The following is a 22,626-nucleotide window of genomic DNA, read 5'->3' as shown; positions in this document are numbered from 1 at the left end:
TAATGTTTGCGAATCGAATCCACATAGATGAATAGGTATATTATTATTTCACTTATCACAGCACAACAGCTATTTTTCCCGTGTTATGGACAGGAGAAGAGTATCGAGCTTGAAGAAGTAAAAGTTGGCGGGCGACGTTATCACCGGGCAGCAGAAGGCGCATTATCGATCCACTTATTGACTGCCGACTCTATACAAAAATACCAAGCGGGAAGTTTAATGCAGACATTAAGCCGACTGCCTGGTGTCAGTGCCATAGGTATAGGTGCGAATCAATCTAAACCGCAGATTAGAGGACTCGGATTTAATCGTGTGGCCACGGTAGAAAATGGCATTAAACATGAAGGCCAACAATGGGGGTTGGATCATGGATTAGAAATCGATCAATACAGTGTGGGGAGTGCCGAGGTATTAAAGGGAGCCAGTTCATTTCTGTATGGCTCAGATGCCATTGGCGGTGTCATTCGGCTATCACCGCCAGCGGAACTACAGGAGACAGGTTTTAAAGGGCAGTTTAACCTATTGACAAAGTCAAACAACGCTACTTTTGGCGGATCGCTACAAGCACAGGGCCGAAAAGGGAATTGGGTATTTGGAGGCGGATTCACGCATCTGGAATATGGCGATTACCGTGTCCCCACAGATACAGTCTATGTCTACAATTATGCGGTACGTCTGAAAGATCGGCATGTTCGCAACACTGCGGGACGAGAGACACATTTTCAACTACGCGGTGGATATTCATCGGAACGTTTTTCTTCAATTTTCTACCTGAGTAATTATCATACAAAGTTTGGCTTTTTTGCCAATGCGCACGGCTTGGAACCAAGGGGCGTAGATACAGCGCTTTATGACAAATCCAGTCGTGACATTGGTTTTCCGAGCCAGAGGGTCAATCACCTGAAGCTTATTAACCGCAACTTTATCGATCTGAATAAGCATAAGCTTTGGATAGACCTTGGCTATCAGAAAAATTACCGGCAAGAATATAACAATTACACCGCGCATGGTTATATGCCACCTGTTTATCCAAAAGATATGACTATCCCAATCAATTTGGAAAGGTTATATGACAAACAGGTCTATAGTATCACTGTAAAAGACCAATTTGAGTTGGCCACCCATCAACTTACCATTGGTGCAAATGGAGAGTATCAGGATAACCGGATTGATGGTTGGAGCTTTCTCATCCCCACTTTTAGCCAAAAGGCAATGGGCCTATTCGTTTACGATCAATACAGGCTCGCGGACGAAACCATGCTATATGGGGCATTGCGTTACGATTACAGCCATATTAAGACGTTACCCTATCAGGATTGGTTCGAATCACAGCTGGAAGATAATCAGTCGGGCAGAATAGTCCGGGCTACAGCGCTAAGTCGCCGTTTCAATAGCCTGGTTTGGTCTATAGGAGCGGCACATCAATTCGGAGATCTGGAAACAAAAATTAATATAGGAAAAAGTTTCAGAGCCCCCATCGCACAGGAACTTGCCGCCAATGGAGTCAACTATCATTACTTCAGTTATGAAAAAGGCAACGGATCATTATCGCCCGAGCAGTCCTACCAGCTGGATTTATCCTTAACCTGGAGTCCCAGAAACGTCTTTGTTGCCTTTACGCCATTCTTTAATTACTTTTCCAATTATATCTATCTCAATCCCACGTCAAGCTACGATCAATATTATGGTGCCGGAAATCAAATCTTTGAATATATGGAAAGCCGTGTTCGTCGTTATGGAGCAGAATTGAAGCTCAGCTATCAGCCTCTGAAACAATGGAAAGTAGAATTATTGGGTGAATATGTTCGATCGGAACAACTATCGGGTGCAAAGAAAGGATATACACTTCCATTCTCTCCAGCACCTTCAGCTTTGATAGACATTAGCTGGACAGCAAAAAATAGCACACATTTTAAAGAGACCTATCTTTCCGTCGATTGCAAATGGACGGCAGCGCAAAATCATGTTGTTCCACCAGAAGAGTCCACAGCAGCTTATCAGGTCTTCAACTTCCGAGCAGGAACACAACTTCGGTTTTCGGGATCTGTCCTCCAATTACGCTTGCAGGTACAAAATCTCTTTGATAAGAACTATATGGATCATACCAGCTTTTATCGGCTGATATCAATGCCTGAACAGGGAAGGAATTTTATGCTATCCATTGGAGTTCCTTTTGGAAAACTCTCCCGATCATAACATGAATTACAACGAATGAAGAATAAAATAAGATTCAATTAAAGATCACAGCTTTAAATAAGCCTTTGCTTCCAATAAACACCCGTTGAGCAGTATGCGATGAGCACAGCAAACCGAGTACAACAGCGAAGCGAATGAATAATCGAGCAAAGCGACCATATAAATAGCGCTTAACACATACAAGAACGAATAAAATTTATATATGAAAACACTTCAAAAATACACACTTATTACAGTGTTACTTGCCATAGCTGTTGCCTGTAAAAAAGATAAGGAAAGCATTGATACCGAAAAACCGACCATCGCCATCGATTCGGAAACGGCATTCCCAAAACAATGCAGCACAATTAAACGAGGCACAAGCTTTACTTTCCGCAGTAAGCTATCTGATAACGTCGCGCTCGGGAGCTATAGCATTGACGTACACCATAATTTTGATCATCATTCGCATAGCACTGAAATCGGCGAATGCACGGTTGAGGCGATCAAAACGCCCATCAAGCCCTTCACTTTGGTCAAGACAGTCAATATTATGGGGCAGCCACAGCAATATGATGCCGAATTAAAAATCGATGTACCAGCAGATATCGATGCGGGTAATTATCATTTTATGATTCAGGTGACCGACCTGGCGGGATGGAGCAGCCAGAAGGGAATCAGCATCCGTATACTCGAGTAATACCATACATATTTGTCAACTCACATACATATTTATCAACTCAATTTAATTAAATCCATTTTACATGAAAACTAGAAACATTCGCTTCTTCTTCCTGTTAAGTACAATTCTTTTGGGCTTCCTATCGTCCTGTAAGAAAGATAACGAGGAAATTCCAGCACTTGCAAAGCCCCAGATAGGCACACTTGAAATCGGCAGTGGCAATAACAAAACCGTCCAAGCGGGATCAGATCTTCATCTTGAAGGTGATATTGTTGCCGAAGCACTGATTGCTAAAATCGAAATTGAGGTTCATCAAGAAGGTGGCGGTCAGTATAAGTTTACAAAAGCCTATACGGATGGGAAATACATTGGCGTGAAAAATGCGACATTTCACGAACACATCGATGTCCCTGCTGATGCTCCCGCCGGGGCATATCATTTTCATTTTACGGTAACCGACAAAGCCGGAAATACAACCGCTGTAGAATCTCCATTAACCATACAGGGTTCAGAGGCCAAAGTTGCTTATAAGCTCGTATTTACGGAAGTAGCCGGCGAAGCACATGGAGACCATTTCCATGATCTTGCCGACAAAGAAAAGGTAGAACCAATTACGATCAGCTTTGACGACAAGGGAACAGCATTGGCCGGAGGACATGCCCACCTCAATCCGTCAGGTATCTATAAAATTGAATTCAAACAATTTGATGCTTCTTCAAAAGAAATCCAGGGCCAATACATCAGCAATAAAGCAACAGCAGATTATTACAAAGCATTCCTTACGGGTGGTTCTTTCGTTTTAAATCCGAATAGCAGTACAGGAAATGGTGCGATCTTTCAAACGAAAGAAACGACCTATGGTGATGGCTCTGCAGTCAACGGAGCAACGGAGACGACAGGGATTATCACTTATTTTACAGCAGGAAAAGATAATGAAGGTGAGAAAAATGTATTCTTTGTACTTCGCAAATTTAACGATGCCAGCACAAAGGCAAAAGTTACCCGTACTGACTGGAACCTATCGGATTATGCCACTAAGTTTGCTGGTCAAGACCTCATAAAGTTATCTTTTGAACTCCACGCAGAAGAAGGAGAAGACTAGCTCCGACATAGGAAAAGCCTATTTTAATATAGAAAAATCACCTTAAATTCGGGACTATCCTGAAAAGGGTGGTTTTTCTTAAAAGTGTTTGTTCATCAGAAAAAACCTTATGATTTCACAGATTCCAACAGGAATGAAACCATAAGATTTTTATTTTTTATACAAAAATTTCAGCTTAATCCCTCACTTTTTGGAGAACATTTCCCTGTGGATCGAGTACTAGCTTCCACTCCTCTTTTCGACTTTTCACTTCAAACGCATAACTTACTTTCTGCTCGGCGGTAATCTTTTTTGCGTCTTCAATGCGATATCCCGGAAAATCTCTTTTCACCCGGTCCAGCACACTCTTCGGTAGTTCTCTTTTGTTGATGTCAGTCTTATAGCGCAAAAGTTTTCCGTTATGTTGAAACCAAGCTTCCTGGTCAATGCCAAATAAGCCCGTTTCAAACTCAGCTTCATAAACATTCCCCTTCAATTCCCAATCTACTTTTTTGGCCTTTGGAAATTTCTGCTGGAAACTATTCACCACGACAGCGGGAACTTGACTTTGTGGTATATCCTGAGCAATAGATCCTGCTGTTGTCAGTGCAAGTACGAAAGCACTCCAGATTAATTTACAGTTCATGATTCTATTTTTTAGTGTACTACAAAGTAAAAAAGCGAATCTGTAAAGATTTGGGAACACATGCCTGCTCCCGGAATATTTTCTAAGGGATAATATTGAGCTGAAAGCTATGCTGATTGTTTTCATAATGGTAGACGATTGCAAAACCATAGAGGTGACAGATGGCCTGCACAATGGCCAGCCCCAAGCCAGTACCTTTGGATGCTGCATCTGATTTATAAAAACGGGAGAATACCAGGTTAGCATCCAACGCTGCATGTGTACTCGTATTGGACACGGTAAGCCTTTTGTTCGTTATATGGATATTCACCTCCCCGCCTAATCTATTGTGGAACAAAGCATTTCGTAGGAGATTTGACACCACTATATTTGCCAAAGCACCACCCATTTGTACAGTCAGCTGATCTTCTTGTACAACATTGATTTTTACCTGTTTAAATTCAGCAATAGCCTCAAACTCCGCCACAATATTTAGTACAAGCGTATTGAACGAAAGATCCTCATTGTGCAAAAATTGTTTATTCTCAATTTTACTCAACAGCAACAAGGATTTATTGAGGCGCACAAGCCGCTCGGCAGTTGCTAATACTGCTGCGACAGTCTCAGACTGTTTCTGGTTCAACCCCTCTGTTTCCGCCATGATTTCCAATTTGTTGATCATAATGGCCAACGGTGTCTGTAATTCATGCGAAGCATTGCCAATAAACTGTTTTTGCTGTTCATAGCTTTCCTCGTTATGGCGAATTAAGGTCGCCACAGCAAGCTGTAGGTCTTTAAATTCCTGGATCTGCGTATCCATCGTGGGCTTCTCCTTGGTTTTGCCTAAACGAAACCGTGTCAACTGATCCAAGAACGTATATAATGGTCCCCATAAACGTTCTATTACGACTTTATTGATGGATACGATACTGATGACCAACAAAACAAATAAAATAACAACAGAATAAAAGAGATTTTTGATTAGATCGCTCTCTTCAATCATAGAATTGATGATCGAAAGTTCATAATAATGTCCTTGATGTTCAAATGCTGTCGTCAACATTCGGACTGGTTCCAGTTCCGGCTCCGGATCATCATCGTCCTGCATATACAACATGGTGTCCTTATAAACGTTTTGCATCTTAAGGGCTTGTTCTTCGGAAATCTGGCGTACCTTATAATTATTTATCCCAAACTCTAAATCTGGAGCTACGGTGGGATTGCTGGAAAGTTCCTGGATAATGAGCCGCTTTTGGTTTTCGAGTTCTTCGTCGATATTATCGTGGATCACCTCCAGCATAAATAGATAGAACACTGTTGACCAGAGAGCGATGACCACCAACACGGAGATAGAAAGATACTTTAGTGTTTGGTTGGCTAATCTCATTTTTCGACAAGTTTATAACCGATTCCATATACCGCTTCAAAATCCACATCAGCATGACTAGCCAAGAATTTTTTGCGCAAGTTTTTTATCTGTGAATAGATGAAATCAAGATTATCCGCCTGGTCCGTATTATCGCCCCAGACATGTTCTGCCAGCGCACTTTTGCTGACCAGTCTATTTTTGTTCAATAAGAAGTAGTTGAGCATATCGAACTCTTTCCGATTTAACGGCACAGGCTCCTGTGCAATAAATAAGCAGCGTTCATTGAGATCCAGCACGATGTTTCCCATTTCCAATGTATTCTTACCTTCCCGTTGTTTTCTTCGTAACACGGCTTTAATCCGTGCATTCAGCTCAGCAATATGAAAGGGTTTTGTCAAATAGTCATCGGCTCCAAGTTCGAGTCCCTTTAGCTTATCGTCCAAAGAATCCTTTGCGGAGATAATGATCACATTATCGGACTTACCCTCATTTTTGAGCTGATCGAGAATCTGCAAACCATTGCCTCCAGGCAGCATGATGTCAAGCAGGATACAATCGTAATCATAAACAGCGACTTTCTTAAGGGCTGATTCGTAATCAGCGGCAGTTTCTACCGTATATTCTTCCTTAAGTAAAGATGCCTTCACAATTTCCCTTAAATCCGCTTCGTCTTCAATAACCAATATTTTCATCTTCTTAATTCTATTTAGAGGAAAACCCGTGTAAACAATAGTAATCTGTCCATGCTAAATGACAAGTTACATACACAATTGTTTATGACAAAGGTACCTTGAATTTGGGAAAGATTTAGGAATACACTGCTAGCCTCCTATTTTAAGCTGACATCCAGGTAAACCGAATGACGTCCGTAGGTATCATAAAATGGTTTATAAAGCACATCATCAATGTAAAATTCCAATGTTTCTGGATTTCCTTTAATCGACTTAGCAATATCCTTTGCATCCAAAGTTACTTTACGCCAATCTTTTCTTGCGGCAGGTTCCTGGGCTGCCAATAAGATTGGTCCATAAAACAGACTTGCAATATTGGGCTGATCCATAACCGGGTCCAGATGAAACTGAAACGGCATTTTAAGGTTGATCACATCCCCATCTTTCCAGGTGCGGTTTAAGGTCAGGTAAGTTCCCGGCTCAGCCTTAATTTTTTGATCGACTCCATTTATTGCAACAAAAAATCCCTTTGTTGCCCAGCTTGGCACCCGCACATGAAGTTCAAATTTGCCATTCCCCCGTATAGTCAGCGCTGTTTGATCCGCTTTCGGAAAACTGGTTTGTTGCTCGACGCTGATTCCGCGTTCCGTCCAGTGTAAGGTAGAAGGAATATACAGATTGACATACAGTGCCTGGTCATCCTTACTTTTAAAATAGATTGTATTCTGCAATTTAGTACTGCTCTCAATAGCCGTACCATTACAGCAGGTAAAGCCTTTCATATCGGCATTTCCAAACTGCTTAATAGATCCCGCGCGTAAAGGCACATGATATGTATTTGCTGGACTATTTTCTGCAACAGAAGCTAAGATATGATTGTATAATCCACGTTCATAATAATCCATCAACTCTGCGCGCTGATCGAACATAAACAAGTCGCTTGTCAATTTCAGCATGTTGTAGGTTGCACAGGTTTCGTTCTGCCCACCTGCAGAAAATCCATTTTCATATAATGTCGCCGGCTGGCTAATAAAACATTCGGCATTGGCGGGATTTCTGGCACCAGCCACACCACCGATACTATACATATAATCGTTGGTGGCCTTATACCAAAAGTTGTCCGCAATTTTATAATATTGGGGCTCATTGGACACCCGGTATAACTCCATACTGCCCACAATTTGAGGAATATGCTGATTGGCATGTAATCCCCTAAAAGTATCTACATTTTTGGCCAGTCCATGTGTGTGCGCGGCATTGCCGTAGAACATATCAATATTGTCAAATAAGCGGGCGGTTTTTAAGTAATTCTCTTCACCCGTTATACGATATAACCTTGCCATCACTTCATTCATTCCGCCAAATTCACCTGCGATATACGTATTCCACATTTTGATTAATATCTCTGTCGGGACTTTATTTAAGCGTGTATACACCCAAGTGCCCATTCCCTGTGCGATCTCCAATGCTTTTTTATTTCCACTTACCTCATAAACATCCATCAGGCCGGCCAGGATTTTATGCAGGGTATAATAAGGTGCCCAAACCTGATTCTTCTGCCCGCCATATTTTGCGCCATGTTCAAGCATAATAAACTGATCCGGGGGATAGGCACTGATAAAGCCAAGTCCCCAGTTCCAATAATCTGTACGGATTCCTTCGTCACTCAGGTCAGAATCATAAGCTGATTTACCGGGACCATAAGGCACCGCAGCAGGATCCGCAATAGAAGCCTGTCCCGCTTGTCTCGGTGTACCCGACAACTTTGACAAGGCATAAAGCACGTTGACCATGGTGTCCATCTTGCCCAAAAATTTTGACTGGAGCACCTTATCGTACCCTGTACTCGCATAAGCTTGTGCAATTGCAGTCAGGTAATGTCCTGTAGCGTGGCCACGCAGTTTGATATCCTGACTGTCCCATACTTCCAAGGGCTGCGCACCGGTCGGTTGCTTTTGCCCAAATGCGTGACGAAACATATAGAGGAATGAATTGGGATCCGATTTTGCCAATGTATCAATGAATTTATTGCGATTTTCGATAAACTTTGTTTGATGCTGCTTGACATCCGTATTAAGGGAAACCTGATCCAAGTGAAATGCGTCCAATTTTAAGCTAGGCATCTTGGACTTTACCTTCCCTTTGACTGTAATGATGGCTTTGGGTTTCAGATCAGTCCCGGGAACGCGCCCCGTGACGGTGTAAGCTGTTTGCTGCGCGACGGCAATATTGTCGGTTGGTGCAGGCCACAACACACGCACTTTTGGTCCCACCATACCGTCTTTATATGTACCGACGACATAACTCGGCAATCGTGGCAGCTCGCCTACCGCTGTTTCTACGGTGACATCTGCAACTCCGGTTAAAAACGCATTATAAAGCTCCGCTTTATTCATTGGAAATCGCGGTAGGTCATCCTCAGCCTTACCTTTAGAAGCAACATCTTCACGCACACCTTTCAGCGCATTTCTGTACACCATGCCGATCTGGTTTCGATTCAGTGGCACACGATAAATGCGAAAATCATGCAACAGTGCATTTAAACTTACATTTCCACCCAACAGGGATTTTCCGATGTATAGTGTCCTCTTACTACCTGTCGGTCCAAAAACCTCGGTCAACTCTTGTGGGATGTCTTTAACTTCTCCAGCGGGCATACCATCTAAATATGTTTGCATAGCCCCTGTAGCAATATCAACTACAATGGCCAAGTGCACCCATTTGTTTAAAGGCACTGCCGAAGAGACCGCATTTTTTACTTCGGCCTTCTTTTGGGCGATTATCCCCATATAGCCATTTTGTAGCGCTGTACCTGTTGGTGTCCCTGCAAAATGCCTGGTGATATCTTGTCCAAAATCGAATAAATACTGGCCAGACTGCGCTGCACGTAAGTACATCCAGCCTGTTATACTAATCGACTCGAGATCCGCGAGTACTTGCGCTGGAAGTACGACAAAATCGTCCTTTCCTCCAGCGAGAGAAAGCACCTTTGTAAATTGCGTATCTGATACAAATGAAGCTTTTGTGCCCTGGAATTTACCATGTAGTCCATTGCGCGACCAATCCTTAAAATCCCCATCAAAGACGTAACGGGCCACCATGCCTGTCTCTCCAATACCATCCAGGATCTGATCCCCACCCTGTGCCACAGCTACAGCTGTCGTTTTGATAAAAATCGTAAGAATTGCTGCAAAATATATCGTATATCTTTTCATATCGCTATCTTTTATTCGCTAATGATTTATTGTTTAAAGATCACCTTCTAGCCAGCTGAAAGCTTACCGTATCCTTTTCCTTGATTGTCTTCAACAGATGACGAACAAAAAGAGAAGCAATGCCTATTAATAAGCTTCAAAGTGGAAGAACACTTTCTGTATTGCTGTCTATTTGACATTTATAAAATTAATGACTCTACATCATTATACATAGGTTTATTTTAGCCGATATTCTCCAGATTTTAACTAAGGTGTATCGCGTATACTGTCGTCCATAGCCCCACAACTCCTGCCGCCCGCCAGGACAAGAAAAACGCCAATATGCTACGAAGATAGAAACATGCGCAAACTCAGCTCGCTATGACCGATTACTCCGCGGTATTTTGTATTTTAGATTCGATATGATCTACTATGGATAAACGAAATTCAAAAATTTGGGCACCAGTGATCAGTCTGGATGGTTTCCGCAAGGAACAGACTGCAGGGCGCGACGAACTCCTATTTAATGAACTGCATGGCGAGCGGCTCATCGACAAACCGCATAAACATGACTTCTTTATCATAAATCTGTTCGATAAAGCATCCGGCGTCCATACGATCGATTCGATTGACCATATCATCAAAGACCATCAGGTTCATGTGCTCTTTCCGGGGCAAATGCACAAATGGCATGTCTATGCGGGTACTATCGGCTATCAACTCATGATTGAACGATCTTTTTTTGAGCACTTCGCCCCTTTCTTTCGCTTTTCATTCACCAATTACCAAAACCATCCCGTCATTGATCTGACCGCAGATGCTTTTGCACAATTGCATTATGAATTTGAGTCTGTCAAGCAGGAGTTAAAAAGAGAAAATTCACTTATTCCATTGATAACTGCCCGAGCGGGAGTCATTGCAGCGATTGTAAGTCGAGAGGCCGAGTCTGCCTTCACCGAATTCAAAGTCTATCAGTCTGTTCCACGACTTGCCAAGTTCAATATGCTCATTGACGAATTTTTTAGGGAGCAAAAGCTGGTCGCCTTCTATGCCGAAAAGCTCCATATTTCGCCCAATTACCTGAATATACTGTGCAAAAAACATCTGAAAATATCAGCCACACAACTTATTCACCAACGGATCAGCATTGAAGCCAAACGTCTTTTGCAAAGCACCGAGCGATCCATCAAAGAAATTGCCTTTGAGTTGGGTTTTGCAGATCAAGCTTATTTTTCAAACTTTTTTAAACAGCAAACGGGGGCAAGTCCAAGTGACTTTAGAGAAAACATTCATGTGGGAATAACTCCAAGTCCCTTGAAAGCAACTTGAAAAAAAGATAAATCACACAAAGAATGGCAGAAATCTCCCAGCAATAATTGTATACCCGCTATGTAACTTTGTAAAAGACTGGTATGCTTATTATTCCGGTCACAAAATAACATAATAGGAAATCAAATGAAATCAACGGCCCTTTCCCGCAAGGAATTTATCAGAAACTCTGCTCTGGCTCTTGCGGGTGCAACATTTATCCCGGGAATGCTATTTGCAGAAAATCAACATCATGCGGTTCATCAAGGACTTTTGAGCGGCTACCAAGGTAAAAAAAGTTATACGTTGAAAAACGTGTTGTTGGAAACCGGATTTGAGTACGATGGTGATGGAAATGTAACCGCAACAAAGACCGGTCTTTTTTCCATTCAGATAGCAAACGGGAAAATCAAAAATATCAGTGCCAACAGCAACAGTGCTGATGCAATCGATGCAAAAGGGCTTTTGATGCTTCCCTCTTTCCGGGATATGCACATCCATTTAGACAAAACCTACTATGGAGACAAATGGCAGGCCGTAAGACGTGGCCCCGGAGGTGTGAAGGGTATGATTGCACTTGAACAGAAAATTTTGCCCGAACTGCTCAAAAACTCTACCCATAAAGCAGAAAAACTAATTGAACTGTTACAATCCAAGGGAACGGCTTTTGCACGTAGTCATGTCAATATTGAACCGACGTCCAAACTAGACTCCTTACACCATCTTCAAGTCGCATTAGAAAACAAGAAAAGTGGCTTCGGAGCTGAATTGGTTGCTTTTCCGCAACATGGTGTCTACTATACTGACTCAGTTCCCTATCTCAAGGAAGCGGCTAAAACCAATATAGATTTTATCGGTGGGGTCGATCCTTTTTCCATCGATGGTGCTATTGAAAAGACAATGGATTTTACGGTTCAACTGGCATTGGATAACAACAAAGGAATTGACATTCACTTACATGAATCGGGTGAATCCGGTTTGAAAACTGTAGAATATTTAATCAATAAAGTAAACGAGAACCCTGTTCTCAAAGGCAAGACCTACATTAGCCATTGTTTTGTGCTTGGTCGGCTGGAAAAAGCCAAACAACAAGAAATGGCCGAGAAATTGGGTGCGGCACAAATCGGCATCGTTTCTACGATCCCATTTGGAGGCCTGATTATGCCTATTCCGACGCTCATGGAAAATAATGTTAAAGTCATGACGGGAAATGACAGTATTGTAGATCATTGGAATACTTTCGGAACAGGCAGCGTGCTACAAAAAGCCAATCTTGCAGCTCAGGTATACGGCCAGGCTACTGAATATGCGTTATCCCGTATGCTCAAACTTGCCACCGCAGGCCCTACTCCATTGGATGACAAAGGCAATATGCAATGGCCAAAAGTCGGAGACAGTGCAGATATTGCATTCCTTGACGCAAGTTGCTCAGCAGAGGCTATTTCTAGAATATCTCCGGTAAAATCGCTTATCTATCAAGGAAATCTTGTTTTCTAATAAGTGGACAAAACAATATCCAACTTTGGAATTTAGCTGACTTGCTAAAAACAACCCGGCAAAGCAAAAAACATCTCCTATGAAAAACAGAAAGGTTCGGGGTATAATTACCTTCGGACCTTTTGTTTATGATTTAAACAACTTCATGATCCGCGGTTCAATCCGATCGCTCAGGAGATAAGCCAGGGCGAGCATAAGAATGATAACACCTGAAAGGAGCAGATATTTATTCAGATACAGATACAGGTGATTAAACATAATAAAGCCGATGTGTTGATGGATTAAATACAGCGGATAGGTTAACATGCCGATTTTAACGAATCCGGACGAATTGATCGCCTGCAGTTTTTTACAGGAAACCAGTAACATGAGCAGGTAAAACACAACGATGGTCGCACCAATAATATAAGCTGAAAAGTCACTGTGGAAGGTTCGTTCCAGCCAATGAATTCGACCTATCGCTCCGTCAATGGAAATGTACAAACACCAAGGTAAGGCCACAAAATGCTGAACTTTTGCTCCATGCAAAAAGATCTGACAAAATATAATTCCAGCAATAAAGTATGCACTCCAATCGAGTAAAAAGAACTCATGGATTGCGTCATAAATTTCCGAAGGCCCAACAAGAAAACGTAGGCTCGACAACAGCAGCCAAAAATAAACCAAGTAATCCAAGCTTATTTTTTTAAATCGATTCAGAATCAAGAACAAGGCTATGATCAGGTAAAACTTCAGCTCCACATAGAGCGACCAATAAGCACCATCGATATCTCCCTGCCCCAATAATTTTTGCACCATTGTCAGATTGGCCAAAAGTTGTGTAAATGTAACGTGGTAACGTGGTGCGCCCCAAAAATAAGAAACGATAAAAGTCAACAGCAAACAAATCCAGTACATCAGGTATAAACGCTTGAAGCGGGAGTAGCAGAACTTACGCAGTGAAAGATGTTTGATGGAAAATGCGATCACAAAACCACTAATAATAAAAAATAGATCAACGCCTAAATAACCATACTTAACATATTCACCAATTCCATCAAAACGTAACAGGGACATATTTCCTGCAGCATAGCCCCGATACAAATAATGATATAATACGACGGCAGATGCTGCGATAAAGCGAAACAGATCGATTTGATAGATTCTTTTGGACTCAGACATTTGAGTGCAAATATACTCAATTATCTTCCCTGTTTTTCTAGATTTACTTCACCTTCATTAAGTTCACCTAGTTAACATTTTTTTTTATTTTTACCACGCTTATTGAAAACAAAACTACCCATGCATCATTTAACCATATTATTATTTTTTTTTATATTGTTATTCACTCATCCTGCACATGGCCAAAATAGCGGATGGGACAGGTTAGACAAGCAGCTAGCAGAGGCAAGCAGCGATTCTACACGAATATTGGCGTATTATAAAACCGCCTCAGAAATTTACCGCAGTAATCCCCAAGAAGCACAGGAGATCGTTTCCAAAGGCTTGAGTCTCATCAGTGAAAAAAAATTCGAACCTTTGCAAATTGATTTATTAAATCTACAAGGGGTCATTTATCTGAAGCTAAATAACTTCGATGAGAGTGTGAAGACTCATTTCAAGGTCCTCAAGAAACGAGAAGAACGGAACGACAAGAAAGGGATGATGCTCTCCTTTCTGAATATCGGAAATGTTTTCAATAAGAGTTACGATCCCGATCAGGCCTTAAAATATTACCAACGTGCACTAGATCTAGCAAAGGAATTGCGCGACACAAGGAATCGAGCAAACATATCGACTAATATTGGCAATATATATGCCCAAAACGCTTTGAATGGAGAGAACAAGAAGGATGTAGCGCATGCCATCGATTATTTGGTAAAAACCGTGGAATTCTGTAAAGCCAATGCCCCCGAAGTCGATCTTTACAATACGTACATTTTATTAAGCTATCTCTATCTCAAGGCAGATAAGCTCGAATGGAGCACGTATTATACAGATCTTGCAATCGATATCACCAGCAAGAAAAAAGATCCTGTTGGGGAAAGTTATGCCCGAATCAACCGGGCGAATATCTACGTCAAAGAAAAGCGGTTTGATCTGGCCGAACAAGAAGTCACCCTCATCAAGAGCATCATTGCCAAAAGTGGTTTCACCAATTTAACAGAGGACCTTCAGGGAGATTTCGATAAAATAGCGAAAGCGATCAAAGAGCAGGATGCACAGTTAATACTGAGCGATCAGGATAGTTCGGACCGCAAGTTTCATGAAGACGCTGAAGTTCTACGCGTACGGGTTCGGGAAGAACTCCGAGAGAAGTATGAAAGTGAAAAGAAGGAGCTTGAGAATAAAAATCTGTTATTAAAAAACGCGAATATAGAACGAGAAGCCCATTGGATAAAACTGATTTGGCTAGCCACCTTTTTTGTCCTTTTAATTATCGCCGTTATGGTACTGTTACTGATCAGAAAGAATAGATTATTACGTGAAGAGAAACGGAAAGTCGATCTGCAGGCCGCCGAGATCAGGCATCAACATGAAGAGCTCATCCAGGCAGATCGATTTCGATCCAGTATATTTTCCGTTGTGTCACACGATCTTCGCAGTCCTATTGCGACTTTCCAGACCTTGCTTTCTGTCGCAAAAATTGTAGATCTGCCAGCCAATGAAATCAAAGAAATGTTACTCAACATTGGTTATCAAGTAGAAGTTGCTTCAAAGATGTTAGATGATCTTTTGATCTGGTCCTCGCAACAGATGGCCGATGATAAACTCGAAATCCAAACGGTATATCCGTTACAGGTGGTAGAAGAATGTCAGCAATTGTTTGCGGACAGAATTCACCTTAAGAAATTGAATATAGTAATTAATATGCCTTCCGAACTGGCCATCAAGACAGATTTAAAACGCTTTGAATTTATCATCCGCAATATTTTCAATAACGCCATCAAATTTAGTCTCAGCGGAAAATCCGTTGTGGTTACCCAGCAGGAGAATTCCGAAAACATTATTATTTCTATTCGGGATGAGGGCTTGGGCATGGATGCAAAAACTATCGCAGCACTTCAGGACAAGGGATTTCAAAAGAGTTTTGAAGGCACTTTCCATGAGAAAGGGGCTGGAATAGGACTACTATTGTGTCATGAGTTTGCTAAGCGAATCAACTGCACAATTTCCGTCGAAAGTACTATTGGATTTGGAAGTACATTCTATATTCAAATATCAAAAAACAGCTGATTTATGCTACTTGAATTGTTTCCTTGTCCGTTCATTTAGGCGAGCCCTTTCACTATCAAAAAACCAGCCCCATTTTCCAAAATATGCACGGATAGAGCGAACATGCACTTTAAATAGACCATAACTTTTACTTGATCCAGCTGCATACCCATGCACAATAGCCGCCTTAGGGTAATAAACAGTTCTATATTTTGCGTTCATCCTTCTGGAGATATCCCAATCCTCCAGATACATAAAAAAGCGATCGTCATAAAGCCCTATTTCTTGCAGTGCTGAAACACGAAACAAAGTAAAACACCCAGAAATAACAGGGGTATCATATGTTAAGTCTGGCGCAACATTTCTAAGCTCATATTTTGCAACAAAAGAACTGAATAATTTAAATTTACGGTATAATATCCTTTTGTAAAAGGAAATAGGACTAGGTAAAAATTTTGGCAAATACTGAATCGTTCCATCAGTATTCAGTATTTGAGGCATAACCATCCCAACTTCAGGATTATTTTTCAAAAAATCAACCAGCGAAAAGACGACATTATCCTTCAAAAGCACATCGGGGTTAACAACAAAATGATATTGACTCCCTATAGACATAGCCTTTTTAAATGCTATATTATGCGCGGCACCAAAACCTGGATTATGGGCTTGATGAATATATTGAATATTCGGATGGTTACCTATAATTTCTTTTTCTATCGTATTAAAGGGAGAATTATCAACAATAAAAAGGTTATTGATACCCGACTGGTTTAATCCATTTAATAGAGATTCGATCTCAGCATATGTTTGTTTAAATAATACTATTGAAGCAGTTATCATTTTTATTATAATAATGAATTGTGGCATAGTCCTGAATAAGAACTATACTATCCAGATTGACCATAAAAATTGCAAATTTAATACAACTATTTAACTAATTGTATTAAATATTCCCCATATCCGGATTTTCTGAGTGGAGACGCAACATCCAATAACTGTTGCCGGTCAATATACCCCATGCGATAAGCTACTTCTTCTATGGCACCTATTTTCATCCCTTGCCGTTCTTCTATCACTTGTACAAATTGCGCAGCCTGCATCAAGGATTGAACAGTTCCTGTATCTAACCAGGCCGTTCCTCTATCGAAAACACCCACTTTCAATTTACCCTGACGCAAATATTCTTTATTGATATCCGTAATTTCCAGTTCTCCTCGTGAAGAGGGTTTTATACTTTTAGCAATAGCGACGACATCATTATCATAAAAATAAACACCGGGCACCGCATAGTTGGATTTAGGTACTTTTGGTTTTTCCTCAATTGAAACAACATGCTTTGAATCGTCAAATTCAACTACACCATAGCGTTCCGGATCCTGTACAGGATATGCAAAAACGACCCCACCGTCTGGGTCAGCGCAGGATTGTAAAAGCTTTGACAGCCCCGATCCATAGAAAATATTATCCCCTAAGATAAGAGCAACCTTGTCATTTCCAATAAACTCCTCACCCAATAAGAACGCTTGCGCCAATCCATCCGGACTAGGCTGCTCTTTATACTCAAATCGACAGCCTAGTGATGTACCATCGCCTAGTAATTTCTTAAAATTAGGAAGATCTTGCGGCGTCGATATAATCAAAATCTCACGTATCCCAGCAAGCATCAATGTTGACAAGGGGTAATAGATCATGGGCTTATCATACACAGGCATCAGCTGCTTGCTTACAGCCAATGTAAGTGGGTGCAATCGTGTTCCTGAGCCTCCAGCCAAAATAATTCCTTTCATAGCACTCTTAATATAGATTTCAGAACTCTCTCTTAATTTTTAAACTCTTCGGCCAACATGTTAGCCAAACTTGTTTGCCACTCGGGTACTTCAACCCCAAAAGTATCCCTTATCTTTGATTTATCGAGCAAAGAATACTTTGGCCTTCGTGCAGGTGTAGGATATGCACTTGTAGGAATCGGTGTTACCTGACAGTCGAACGAACGGAAATTGCGTATTGCTACAGCGAAGTCATACCAAGAAGTTTCGCCTTCATTGCTATAGTTATAAATCCCCCCCTTCCAAATGGAAGAGTCTACAATTTCTAATATTGCAGCAGCAAGATCTTTGGCATAGGTAGGACTCCCAATTTGATCGTTGATTACATTGACCTCATCGCGCTCAGTCATTAAACGGCACATGGTTTTTACAAAGTTTTTGCCGTAAGAGGAATATACCCAGGAAGTACGGATGATGATTGCTTCAGGACACCATTTCTGAATCGCCTGTTCTCCGGCGAGCTTCGTTTGTCCGTATACATTAATAGGTGCCGTTGCAGCCTTTTCTGTTAACGCCACATCGGATGTACCATCAAAAACATAATCTGTTGAAATTGCAATAAGTTTCGTTTCATGAAGACGGCAATATTGTGCAATTTCTTCACAGGCCAAATGGTTCACCAAATTCGCAGTCACTTGATCCTCCTCCGCCGTATCTACCGCTGTATATGCTCCTGCATGGATAATGAGATCGGGTTGATATATCGCCAAAATTTCCTGTATAATCTGAATTTGATCCAGTGGAAATTGCTTCCGATCTAAGAAATAACACTCTTTTTCTGTATTATCCTGTAAGATATCCCTTAATTCTGACCCGAGTTGTCCTGAAGCTCCTGTTATAACAATCCGCATATCCTCTTAAATTAATTTCATTCTTAATTCTTCAAAAGACTGTGCCTCTTGATCTTTTTGTGAAAGAATCATTCGTTCGCCAGGAATCTGCCAGTCTATCGCCAGCTCCAGGTCTAATGGATTTACGCCATCTTCTGATTCTTTATGATAGTTATTATCACATTTATAGAAAAAAACAGCATGCGCTGACAATACAGAAAAGCCATGTAAAAAGCCTCGAGGAATGTACATTTGCTGTTTATTTTCAGCCGAAAGTTCTACCGCAACATATTGCCCAAAAGTGAGTGATCCTGGGCGAACATCGACAACCACATCCAGCACTTTTCCTTCAACCACACGAACTAATTTTGCCTGTGCATGCTCTCCAACTTGCATATGCAAGCCACGCACCACACCAAATTGCGATTTTGACTGGTTATCTTGTACAAAATGGGGTTTATAGCCCAATATGGAAGCCAATTTTGTTTCATTAAATGATTCAAAAAAATAACCTCTTTCATCTTCAAATACGTTGGGCTCAAGTATAAAGCAGCCTTTTAGTTTTGTTTCCGTATACGTCATTCTTATGCGTCTTTGTATTGATTGTCGTAATATTTTTTATAATTTCCAGATGTCACATGGTCCAACCATTCCTGATTAGCCAAAAACCAGTCTATGGTCCGTGACAAACCTTCTTCAAAGGTTACTGAGGGCTTCCACCCCAATTCCTTATTGATCTTTGTTGCATCAATCGCATAACGCAAATCGTGTCCTGGTCGGTCCTTAACAAAAGTAATCAACTCTTCCGAAGAGCCTTGGATACGTCCCAATTTCTTATCCATCTGTTTACATAGCTCTTTGATCAGATCTATATTTTGCCATTCATTGAATCCACCCACGTTATAGGAATCGCCATTTTTCCCTTCATGAAAAACGAGATCGATGGCTTTTGCATGGTCGATCACGTATAACCAATCGCGGGTATATTTTCCATTACCATAAACAGGTAGCGATTTATGATTTAAAATATTATGAATGCACAAAGGAATCAATTTCTCCGGAAAATGATTCGGTCCATAGTTGTTTGAACAGTTTGTCAACACAATAGGCAGGCCGTAGGTATCATGGTAAGCCCGTACAAAATGATCTGAACTTGCTTTGGATGCCGAATACGGTGAATGGGGATCATAGTTTGTTTCTTCCGTAAAAAATCCGGTATCACCGAGCGCGCCAAACACCTCATCCGTTGACACATGGTGAAATCGCTTTCCCTCAAAATTATCCTTCCAAATTGCCTTGGCCGCATTCAATAAATTGACCGTTCCAATCACGTTAGTCATAACGAAAGCCATTGGATCGACAATTGAACGATCGACATGCGACTCCGCGGCCAAATGGATAATACCGTCAGGCTGATATTCCTGAAAAATAGCTGATACTGCCTGCAGGTCCGTAATATCTGCCTTAACAAAGGTATAATTAGAAAAATGCTCAATATCCTTCAAATTCTCCAGATTACCCGCATAGGTCAAAGCGTCCAGATTAACGATCTGATATTCGGGGTACTTTAACACAAACTCACGAACAACATGTGAGCCTATAAAGCCCGCACCTCCGGTAATTAAAATTGTTTTATTCATATATTGACTATAGACTTGTTGAGACCATTGGTCTACGAATGATGAATTCACCAAATAGTTCGTTAAAATTAGGAGGATTTCTGTTAATTGACAAGTTTAATTCGTGAGTAAACATAATAATTAAAAAAGCCCTCTAAAAGAGGGCCTTTCATTTCTTTATATTGTTAATGATCTACAAACTTTTCTGATTATAATACATTCTTTATTAAAGAATAAACGGGCACCTCAACAGGTGTCTCATTCGCCAATGTGATCTCTTCCTTTTCTTCAATTGAATCCAACACTTCATATTCGGAATTTTGAGATTTAAATTCTGGAACGATCTGCTTCATTCCGGCAACAAGCTCCATAAAATCTGGCAAATGGGTATCCGCATCCAAAATCTGCTGACAGATCGCATTGATACGTTCTGCTTTAAGCAGCAATTCATCGTGATTCACTTTTGCGATCATGATTTTAGGATGATGAGTCTTCACGGTATTCTCATTATTCGCCAACAATTCTTCATAAATTTTCTCGCCAGGACGTAATCCAACAATTTTGATATCGATATCTTCCGGGTAACGATAACCTTTCAGCTTGATCATCCGTTTTGCTAAATCAATTATTTTAACAGACTTACCCATATCGAACACAAAAATCTCGCCTCCTTTTCCCATCACACCAGCCTCCTGTACCAATTGACATGCTTCGGGAATCGTCATAAAGAAACGGGTGATTTCAGGATGGGTCAACGTCAGCGGCCCTCCCTCTGCCATTTGCTTCTCAAAAAGCGGAATGACAGAACCGTTTGAACCCAGTACATTTCCAAAACGTGTAATGATAAAACTGGTATTGGATTTACCGCTGCAGCTGCTCACGTAAATCTCGGCCATACGTTTGGTCGCCCCCATCACATTGGTTGGGTTAACAGCCTTATCCGTAGACACCATAACCATCTTTTTAGCCCCATATTGCATACAGAGATCGGCCACATTTTTACTTCCTAAAACATTCGTCTGAATTGACTCGTAGGGATTTGCCTCCATTAAAGGCACGTGCTTATAGGCCGCAGCATGAAATACCAAATCGGGTTTATAGTGTGCAAATATATTCTGCATGAATGCATAATTACGCACATCACCGACTACACAATGCATATCTTCGGGCAATATAGCCTTAATAGACTGCTGTATATCATACAATGCTGATTCAGCTTGATCCAGCAAGATTAATTTTTTATAATGACGTCTGGCGATCTGACGGGCTAGTTCCGAACCGATGGATCCAGCGGCACCGGTAACCAGGATCACTTTCCCATGCATCTCTTCTTCGATTTCGGGGTGATCCAATTTGATCGGCTTGCGCCCCAATAAATCTTCAATCTTCAATGGCCTGATTTCACGCTTAGCACCTGAATTAAGTAAAATTCGTGCTGGCGGCATAATCTTCAGTTCAAGTCCAATATTTTGAAACCAATCCGATACATATTCCAAACGTTCGGGATCGTTGTTCTCAACCGCAATAATAACCTGCGAAATCTGATTTTTCTCAACAAATTCTTTCGATATTTCTGTAATATCACGAATTTTCAATCCTGCCAGTCGCTTTCCTATCCGTGATATTTTATCTTCCACAAAAGCAACGACCTGATATTTGATACGCTGATCCTCTTTTAACAAGGAATAAGAAACCAAACCTGGGCGTGAGGCGCCGAAAATTAATACGTTTTCACCTTTTCTCGCGGGCAAAAAGAGATACTCATAAATGGTACGGTAAACCACACGCGCCCCCACCATAATGACAAGTAAAATACAAGCCTGCATGGTCAACACACCATAGGATAGGCGAAGATAATCTCCTGCCACGGTACCTTTTTCAAAAACAGCTTTGATCAAAAGAGTCAATAGCATGAGCACAAGATAGGCAGAGGCTACTGTTTTAAATATCTTGATTGTATCACGAATTCCTGTTTGCCTGACAATACCTCTATAGGTATTATAGCAGAGAAACGTGATAAAAAACACCGGCAATACCACAACAAGTTTCTGCAACATTAAAGCGATATCAAATACCCCTTTAAAGTTGTTAACCACATAGTTTGAAAACACATAACTTCCAAACACAAACCACATATCGATCAGTAAAATAACCCATCGTGGATTGTCCTTCCGAAGACGCCTTTTTAAATCTCCCAGAGAACTCATCATAAATTTCCCTTTTTATTTTTATTTTTTATACTAATTTATTAGGCTTTTATCTTAAACCCAGTATATATGGCTTTTGCAATAATTGTAAGAGAACGCCAAGATACTTAAAATTTAACAAGCAATTAAACAATCTCCTAAAATATCAATAACAAAAACCCAGTCTTTGTTATTTGTCCACTATGGGGGGACAAGCAAGTATTATACCGAAACTGTTACAAAGACAAATTAAATTTTAAAAAACATAAACAAAAGGAAGTACAGGACTGTTAGATCTATCCAAGTCTTTCTTCTCACCTTGCTTCCCTGATAATCAACAAAAAAACTGGCATATTGTTTGTAAAGTT

Annotated in this window: 17 protein-coding genes; 6 read left to right on the top strand and 11 right to left on the bottom strand. The window is 40.9% G+C overall.

Translation table 11 applies throughout. From position 1 onward, the window contains the following. Positions 1–27: 27 nt before the first annotated feature. The 3 genes from ACLCDV_RS01235 to ACLCDV_RS01225 all read left to right on the top strand — a co-directional run bounded on the left by ACLCDV_RS01235 (position 28) and on the right by ACLCDV_RS01225 (position 3,959). On the top strand, positions 28–2,196 hold the full coding sequence (locus ACLCDV_RS01235) for a TonB-dependent receptor (RefSeq protein WP_411972738.1): 2,169 nt from the start codon (positions 28–30) through the stop codon (positions 2,194–2,196). Between the two features lie 202 nt (positions 2,197–2,398). After that, positions 2,399–2,875, top strand: coding sequence for a DUF4625 domain-containing protein (locus ACLCDV_RS01230; protein WP_411972737.1), 477 nt, complete (start codon positions 2,399–2,401; stop codon positions 2,873–2,875). 64 nt (positions 2,876–2,939) lie between these two features. Beyond that, entirely contained in the window at positions 2,940–3,959 is a 1,020-nt protein-coding gene (locus ACLCDV_RS01225; protein WP_411972736.1) for a DUF4625 domain-containing protein, read from the top strand. Positions 3,960–4,134: 175 nt separating this feature from the next. Here ACLCDV_RS01225 and ACLCDV_RS01220 read toward each other — a convergent pair whose 3' ends face one another. The 4 genes from ACLCDV_RS01220 to ACLCDV_RS01205 form a co-directional block, all read right to left on the bottom strand. Beyond that, positions 4,135–4,584, bottom strand: a complete 450-nt coding sequence (locus ACLCDV_RS01220; RefSeq protein ID WP_411972735.1) for a PepSY-like domain-containing protein — start codon at positions 4,582–4,584, stop codon at positions 4,135–4,137. Between the two features lie 82 nt (positions 4,585–4,666). Further along, positions 4,667–5,950: a sensor histidine kinase gene (locus ACLCDV_RS01215; protein WP_411972734.1), complete on the bottom strand. Its 1,284-nt coding sequence runs from the start codon at positions 5,948–5,950 to the stop codon at positions 4,667–4,669. Then, complete coding sequence (locus tag ACLCDV_RS01210) at positions 5,947–6,624, bottom strand: response regulator transcription factor (RefSeq protein ID WP_411972733.1); 678 nt, start codon at positions 6,622–6,624, stop codon at positions 5,947–5,949. The genes ACLCDV_RS01215 and ACLCDV_RS01210 overlap by 4 nt, the downstream gene beginning before the upstream one ends. 137 nt (positions 6,625–6,761) lie before the next feature. Beyond that, entirely contained in the window at positions 6,762–9,818 is a 3,057-nt protein-coding gene (locus ACLCDV_RS01205) for a beta-L-arabinofuranosidase domain-containing protein (RefSeq protein WP_411972732.1), read from the bottom strand. A gap of 411 nt (positions 9,819–10,229) precedes the next feature. Between ACLCDV_RS01205 and ACLCDV_RS01200 the strand changes: the two genes are divergently transcribed. Both ACLCDV_RS01200 and ACLCDV_RS01195 read left to right on the top strand, forming a co-directional pair. Beyond that, positions 10,230–11,126 carry a helix-turn-helix domain-containing protein gene (locus ACLCDV_RS01200; protein WP_411972731.1) on the top strand — a complete coding sequence of 299 codons (897 nt, stop codon included), beginning with the start codon at positions 10,230–10,232 and terminating at the stop codon, positions 11,124–11,126. Positions 11,127–11,252: 126 nt separating this feature from the next. Continuing rightward, a complete protein-coding gene (locus tag ACLCDV_RS01195; protein WP_411972730.1) occupies positions 11,253–12,602 on the top strand; it encodes an amidohydrolase in 1,350 nt (449 codons plus the stop codon). A 126-nt stretch (positions 12,603–12,728) separates the two neighbouring features. Here ACLCDV_RS01195 and ACLCDV_RS01190 read toward each other — a convergent pair whose 3' ends face one another. Then, positions 12,729–13,763, bottom strand: coding sequence for an acyltransferase family protein (locus tag ACLCDV_RS01190; protein WP_411972729.1), 1,035 nt, complete (start codon positions 13,761–13,763; stop codon positions 12,729–12,731). A 120-nt stretch (positions 13,764–13,883) separates the two neighbouring features. Between ACLCDV_RS01190 and ACLCDV_RS01185 the strand changes: the two genes are divergently transcribed. Then, complete coding sequence (locus ACLCDV_RS01185) at positions 13,884–15,818, top strand: ATP-binding protein (protein WP_411972728.1); 1,935 nt, start codon at positions 13,884–13,886, stop codon at positions 15,816–15,818. Between the two features lie 6 nt (positions 15,819–15,824). Here ACLCDV_RS01185 and ACLCDV_RS01180 read toward each other — a convergent pair whose 3' ends face one another. From ACLCDV_RS01180 to ACLCDV_RS01155, 6 genes are all read right to left on the bottom strand, one after another. Continuing rightward, the gene (locus ACLCDV_RS01180; RefSeq protein WP_411972727.1) at positions 15,825–16,637 is read right to left on the bottom strand and encodes a glycosyltransferase; all 813 of its coding nucleotides are present in this window, start codon (positions 16,635–16,637) and stop codon (positions 15,825–15,827) included. Positions 16,638–16,723: 86 nt separating this feature from the next. Further along, positions 16,724–17,584: a glucose-1-phosphate thymidylyltransferase RfbA gene (rfbA, locus tag ACLCDV_RS01175; protein ID WP_411972726.1), complete on the bottom strand. Its 861-nt coding sequence runs from the start codon at positions 17,582–17,584 to the stop codon at positions 16,724–16,726. A gap of 32 nt (positions 17,585–17,616) precedes the next feature. After that, positions 17,617–18,474 carry a dTDP-4-dehydrorhamnose reductase gene (rfbD, locus tag ACLCDV_RS01170; protein ID WP_411972725.1) on the bottom strand — a complete coding sequence of 286 codons (858 nt, stop codon included), beginning with the start codon at positions 18,472–18,474 and terminating at the stop codon, positions 17,617–17,619. Positions 18,475–18,480: 6 nt separating this feature from the next. Then, on the bottom strand, positions 18,481–19,035 hold the full coding sequence (gene rfbC / locus ACLCDV_RS01165) for a dTDP-4-dehydrorhamnose 3,5-epimerase (protein ID WP_411972724.1): 555 nt from the start codon (positions 19,033–19,035) through the stop codon (positions 18,481–18,483). Between the two features lie 2 nt (positions 19,036–19,037). Continuing rightward, on the bottom strand, positions 19,038–20,093 hold the full coding sequence (gene rfbB / locus ACLCDV_RS01160) for a dTDP-glucose 4,6-dehydratase (RefSeq protein WP_411973958.1): 1,056 nt from the start codon (positions 20,091–20,093) through the stop codon (positions 19,038–19,040). Positions 20,094–20,281: 188 nt separating this feature from the next. Further along, on the bottom strand, positions 20,282–22,282 hold the full coding sequence (locus tag ACLCDV_RS01155) for a polysaccharide biosynthesis protein (protein WP_411972723.1): 2,001 nt from the start codon (positions 22,280–22,282) through the stop codon (positions 20,282–20,284). Positions 22,283–22,626 lie beyond the last annotated feature (344 nt).

It is taken from the genome of Sphingobacterium sp. Lzh-3, from assembly GCF_046764375.1.
Classification (GTDB): Bacteria; Bacteroidota; Bacteroidia; order Sphingobacteriales; family Sphingobacteriaceae; genus Sphingobacterium.
Note: the sequence above shows the minus strand (reverse complement) of the source record. Positions and strands in the feature narration are given on the sequence as shown.

Coding starts and splice junctions, on each gene's coding strand:
- ACLCDV_RS01235 (WP_411972738.1), top strand. CDS start 28: ATGAATAGGTATATTATTATTTCACTTATCACAGCACAACAGCTATTT.
- ACLCDV_RS01230 (WP_411972737.1), top strand. CDS start 2,399: ATGAAAACACTTCAAAAATACACACTTATTACAGTGTTACTTGCCATA.
- ACLCDV_RS01225 (WP_411972736.1), top strand. CDS start 2,940: ATGAAAACTAGAAACATTCGCTTCTTCTTCCTGTTAAGTACAATTCTT.
- ACLCDV_RS01220 (WP_411972735.1), bottom strand. CDS start 4,584: ATGAACTGTAAATTAATCTGGAGTGCTTTCGTACTTGCACTGACAACA.
- ACLCDV_RS01215 (WP_411972734.1), bottom strand. CDS start 5,950: ATGAGATTAGCCAACCAAACACTAAAGTATCTTTCTATCTCCGTGTTG.
- ACLCDV_RS01210 (WP_411972733.1), bottom strand. CDS start 6,624: ATGAAAATATTGGTTATTGAAGACGAAGCGGATTTAAGGGAAATTGTG.
- ACLCDV_RS01205 (WP_411972732.1), bottom strand. CDS start 9,818: ATGAAAAGATATACGATATATTTTGCAGCAATTCTTACGATTTTTATC.
- ACLCDV_RS01200 (WP_411972731.1), top strand. CDS start 10,230: ATGGATAAACGAAATTCAAAAATTTGGGCACCAGTGATCAGTCTGGAT.
- ACLCDV_RS01195 (WP_411972730.1), top strand. CDS start 11,253: ATGAAATCAACGGCCCTTTCCCGCAAGGAATTTATCAGAAACTCTGCT.
- ACLCDV_RS01190 (WP_411972729.1), bottom strand. CDS start 13,763: ATGTCTGAGTCCAAAAGAATCTATCAAATCGATCTGTTTCGCTTTATC.
- ACLCDV_RS01185 (WP_411972728.1), top strand. CDS start 13,884: ATGCATCATTTAACCATATTATTATTTTTTTTTATATTGTTATTCACT.
- ACLCDV_RS01180 (WP_411972727.1), bottom strand. CDS start 16,637: ATGATAACTGCTTCAATAGTATTATTTAAACAAACATATGCTGAGATC.
- rfbA (WP_411972726.1), bottom strand. CDS start 17,584: ATGAAAGGAATTATTTTGGCTGGAGGCTCAGGAACACGATTGCACCCA.
- rfbD (WP_411972725.1), bottom strand. CDS start 18,474: ATGCGGATTGTTATAACAGGAGCTTCAGGACAACTCGGGTCAGAATTA.
- rfbC (WP_411972724.1), bottom strand. CDS start 19,035: ATGACGTATACGGAAACAAAACTAAAAGGCTGCTTTATACTTGAGCCC.
- rfbB (WP_411973958.1), bottom strand. CDS start 20,093: ATGAATAAAACAATTTTAATTACCGGAGGTGCGGGCTTTATAGGCTCA.
- ACLCDV_RS01155 (WP_411972723.1), bottom strand. CDS start 22,282: ATGATGAGTTCTCTGGGAGATTTAAAAAGGCGTCTTCGGAAGGACAAT.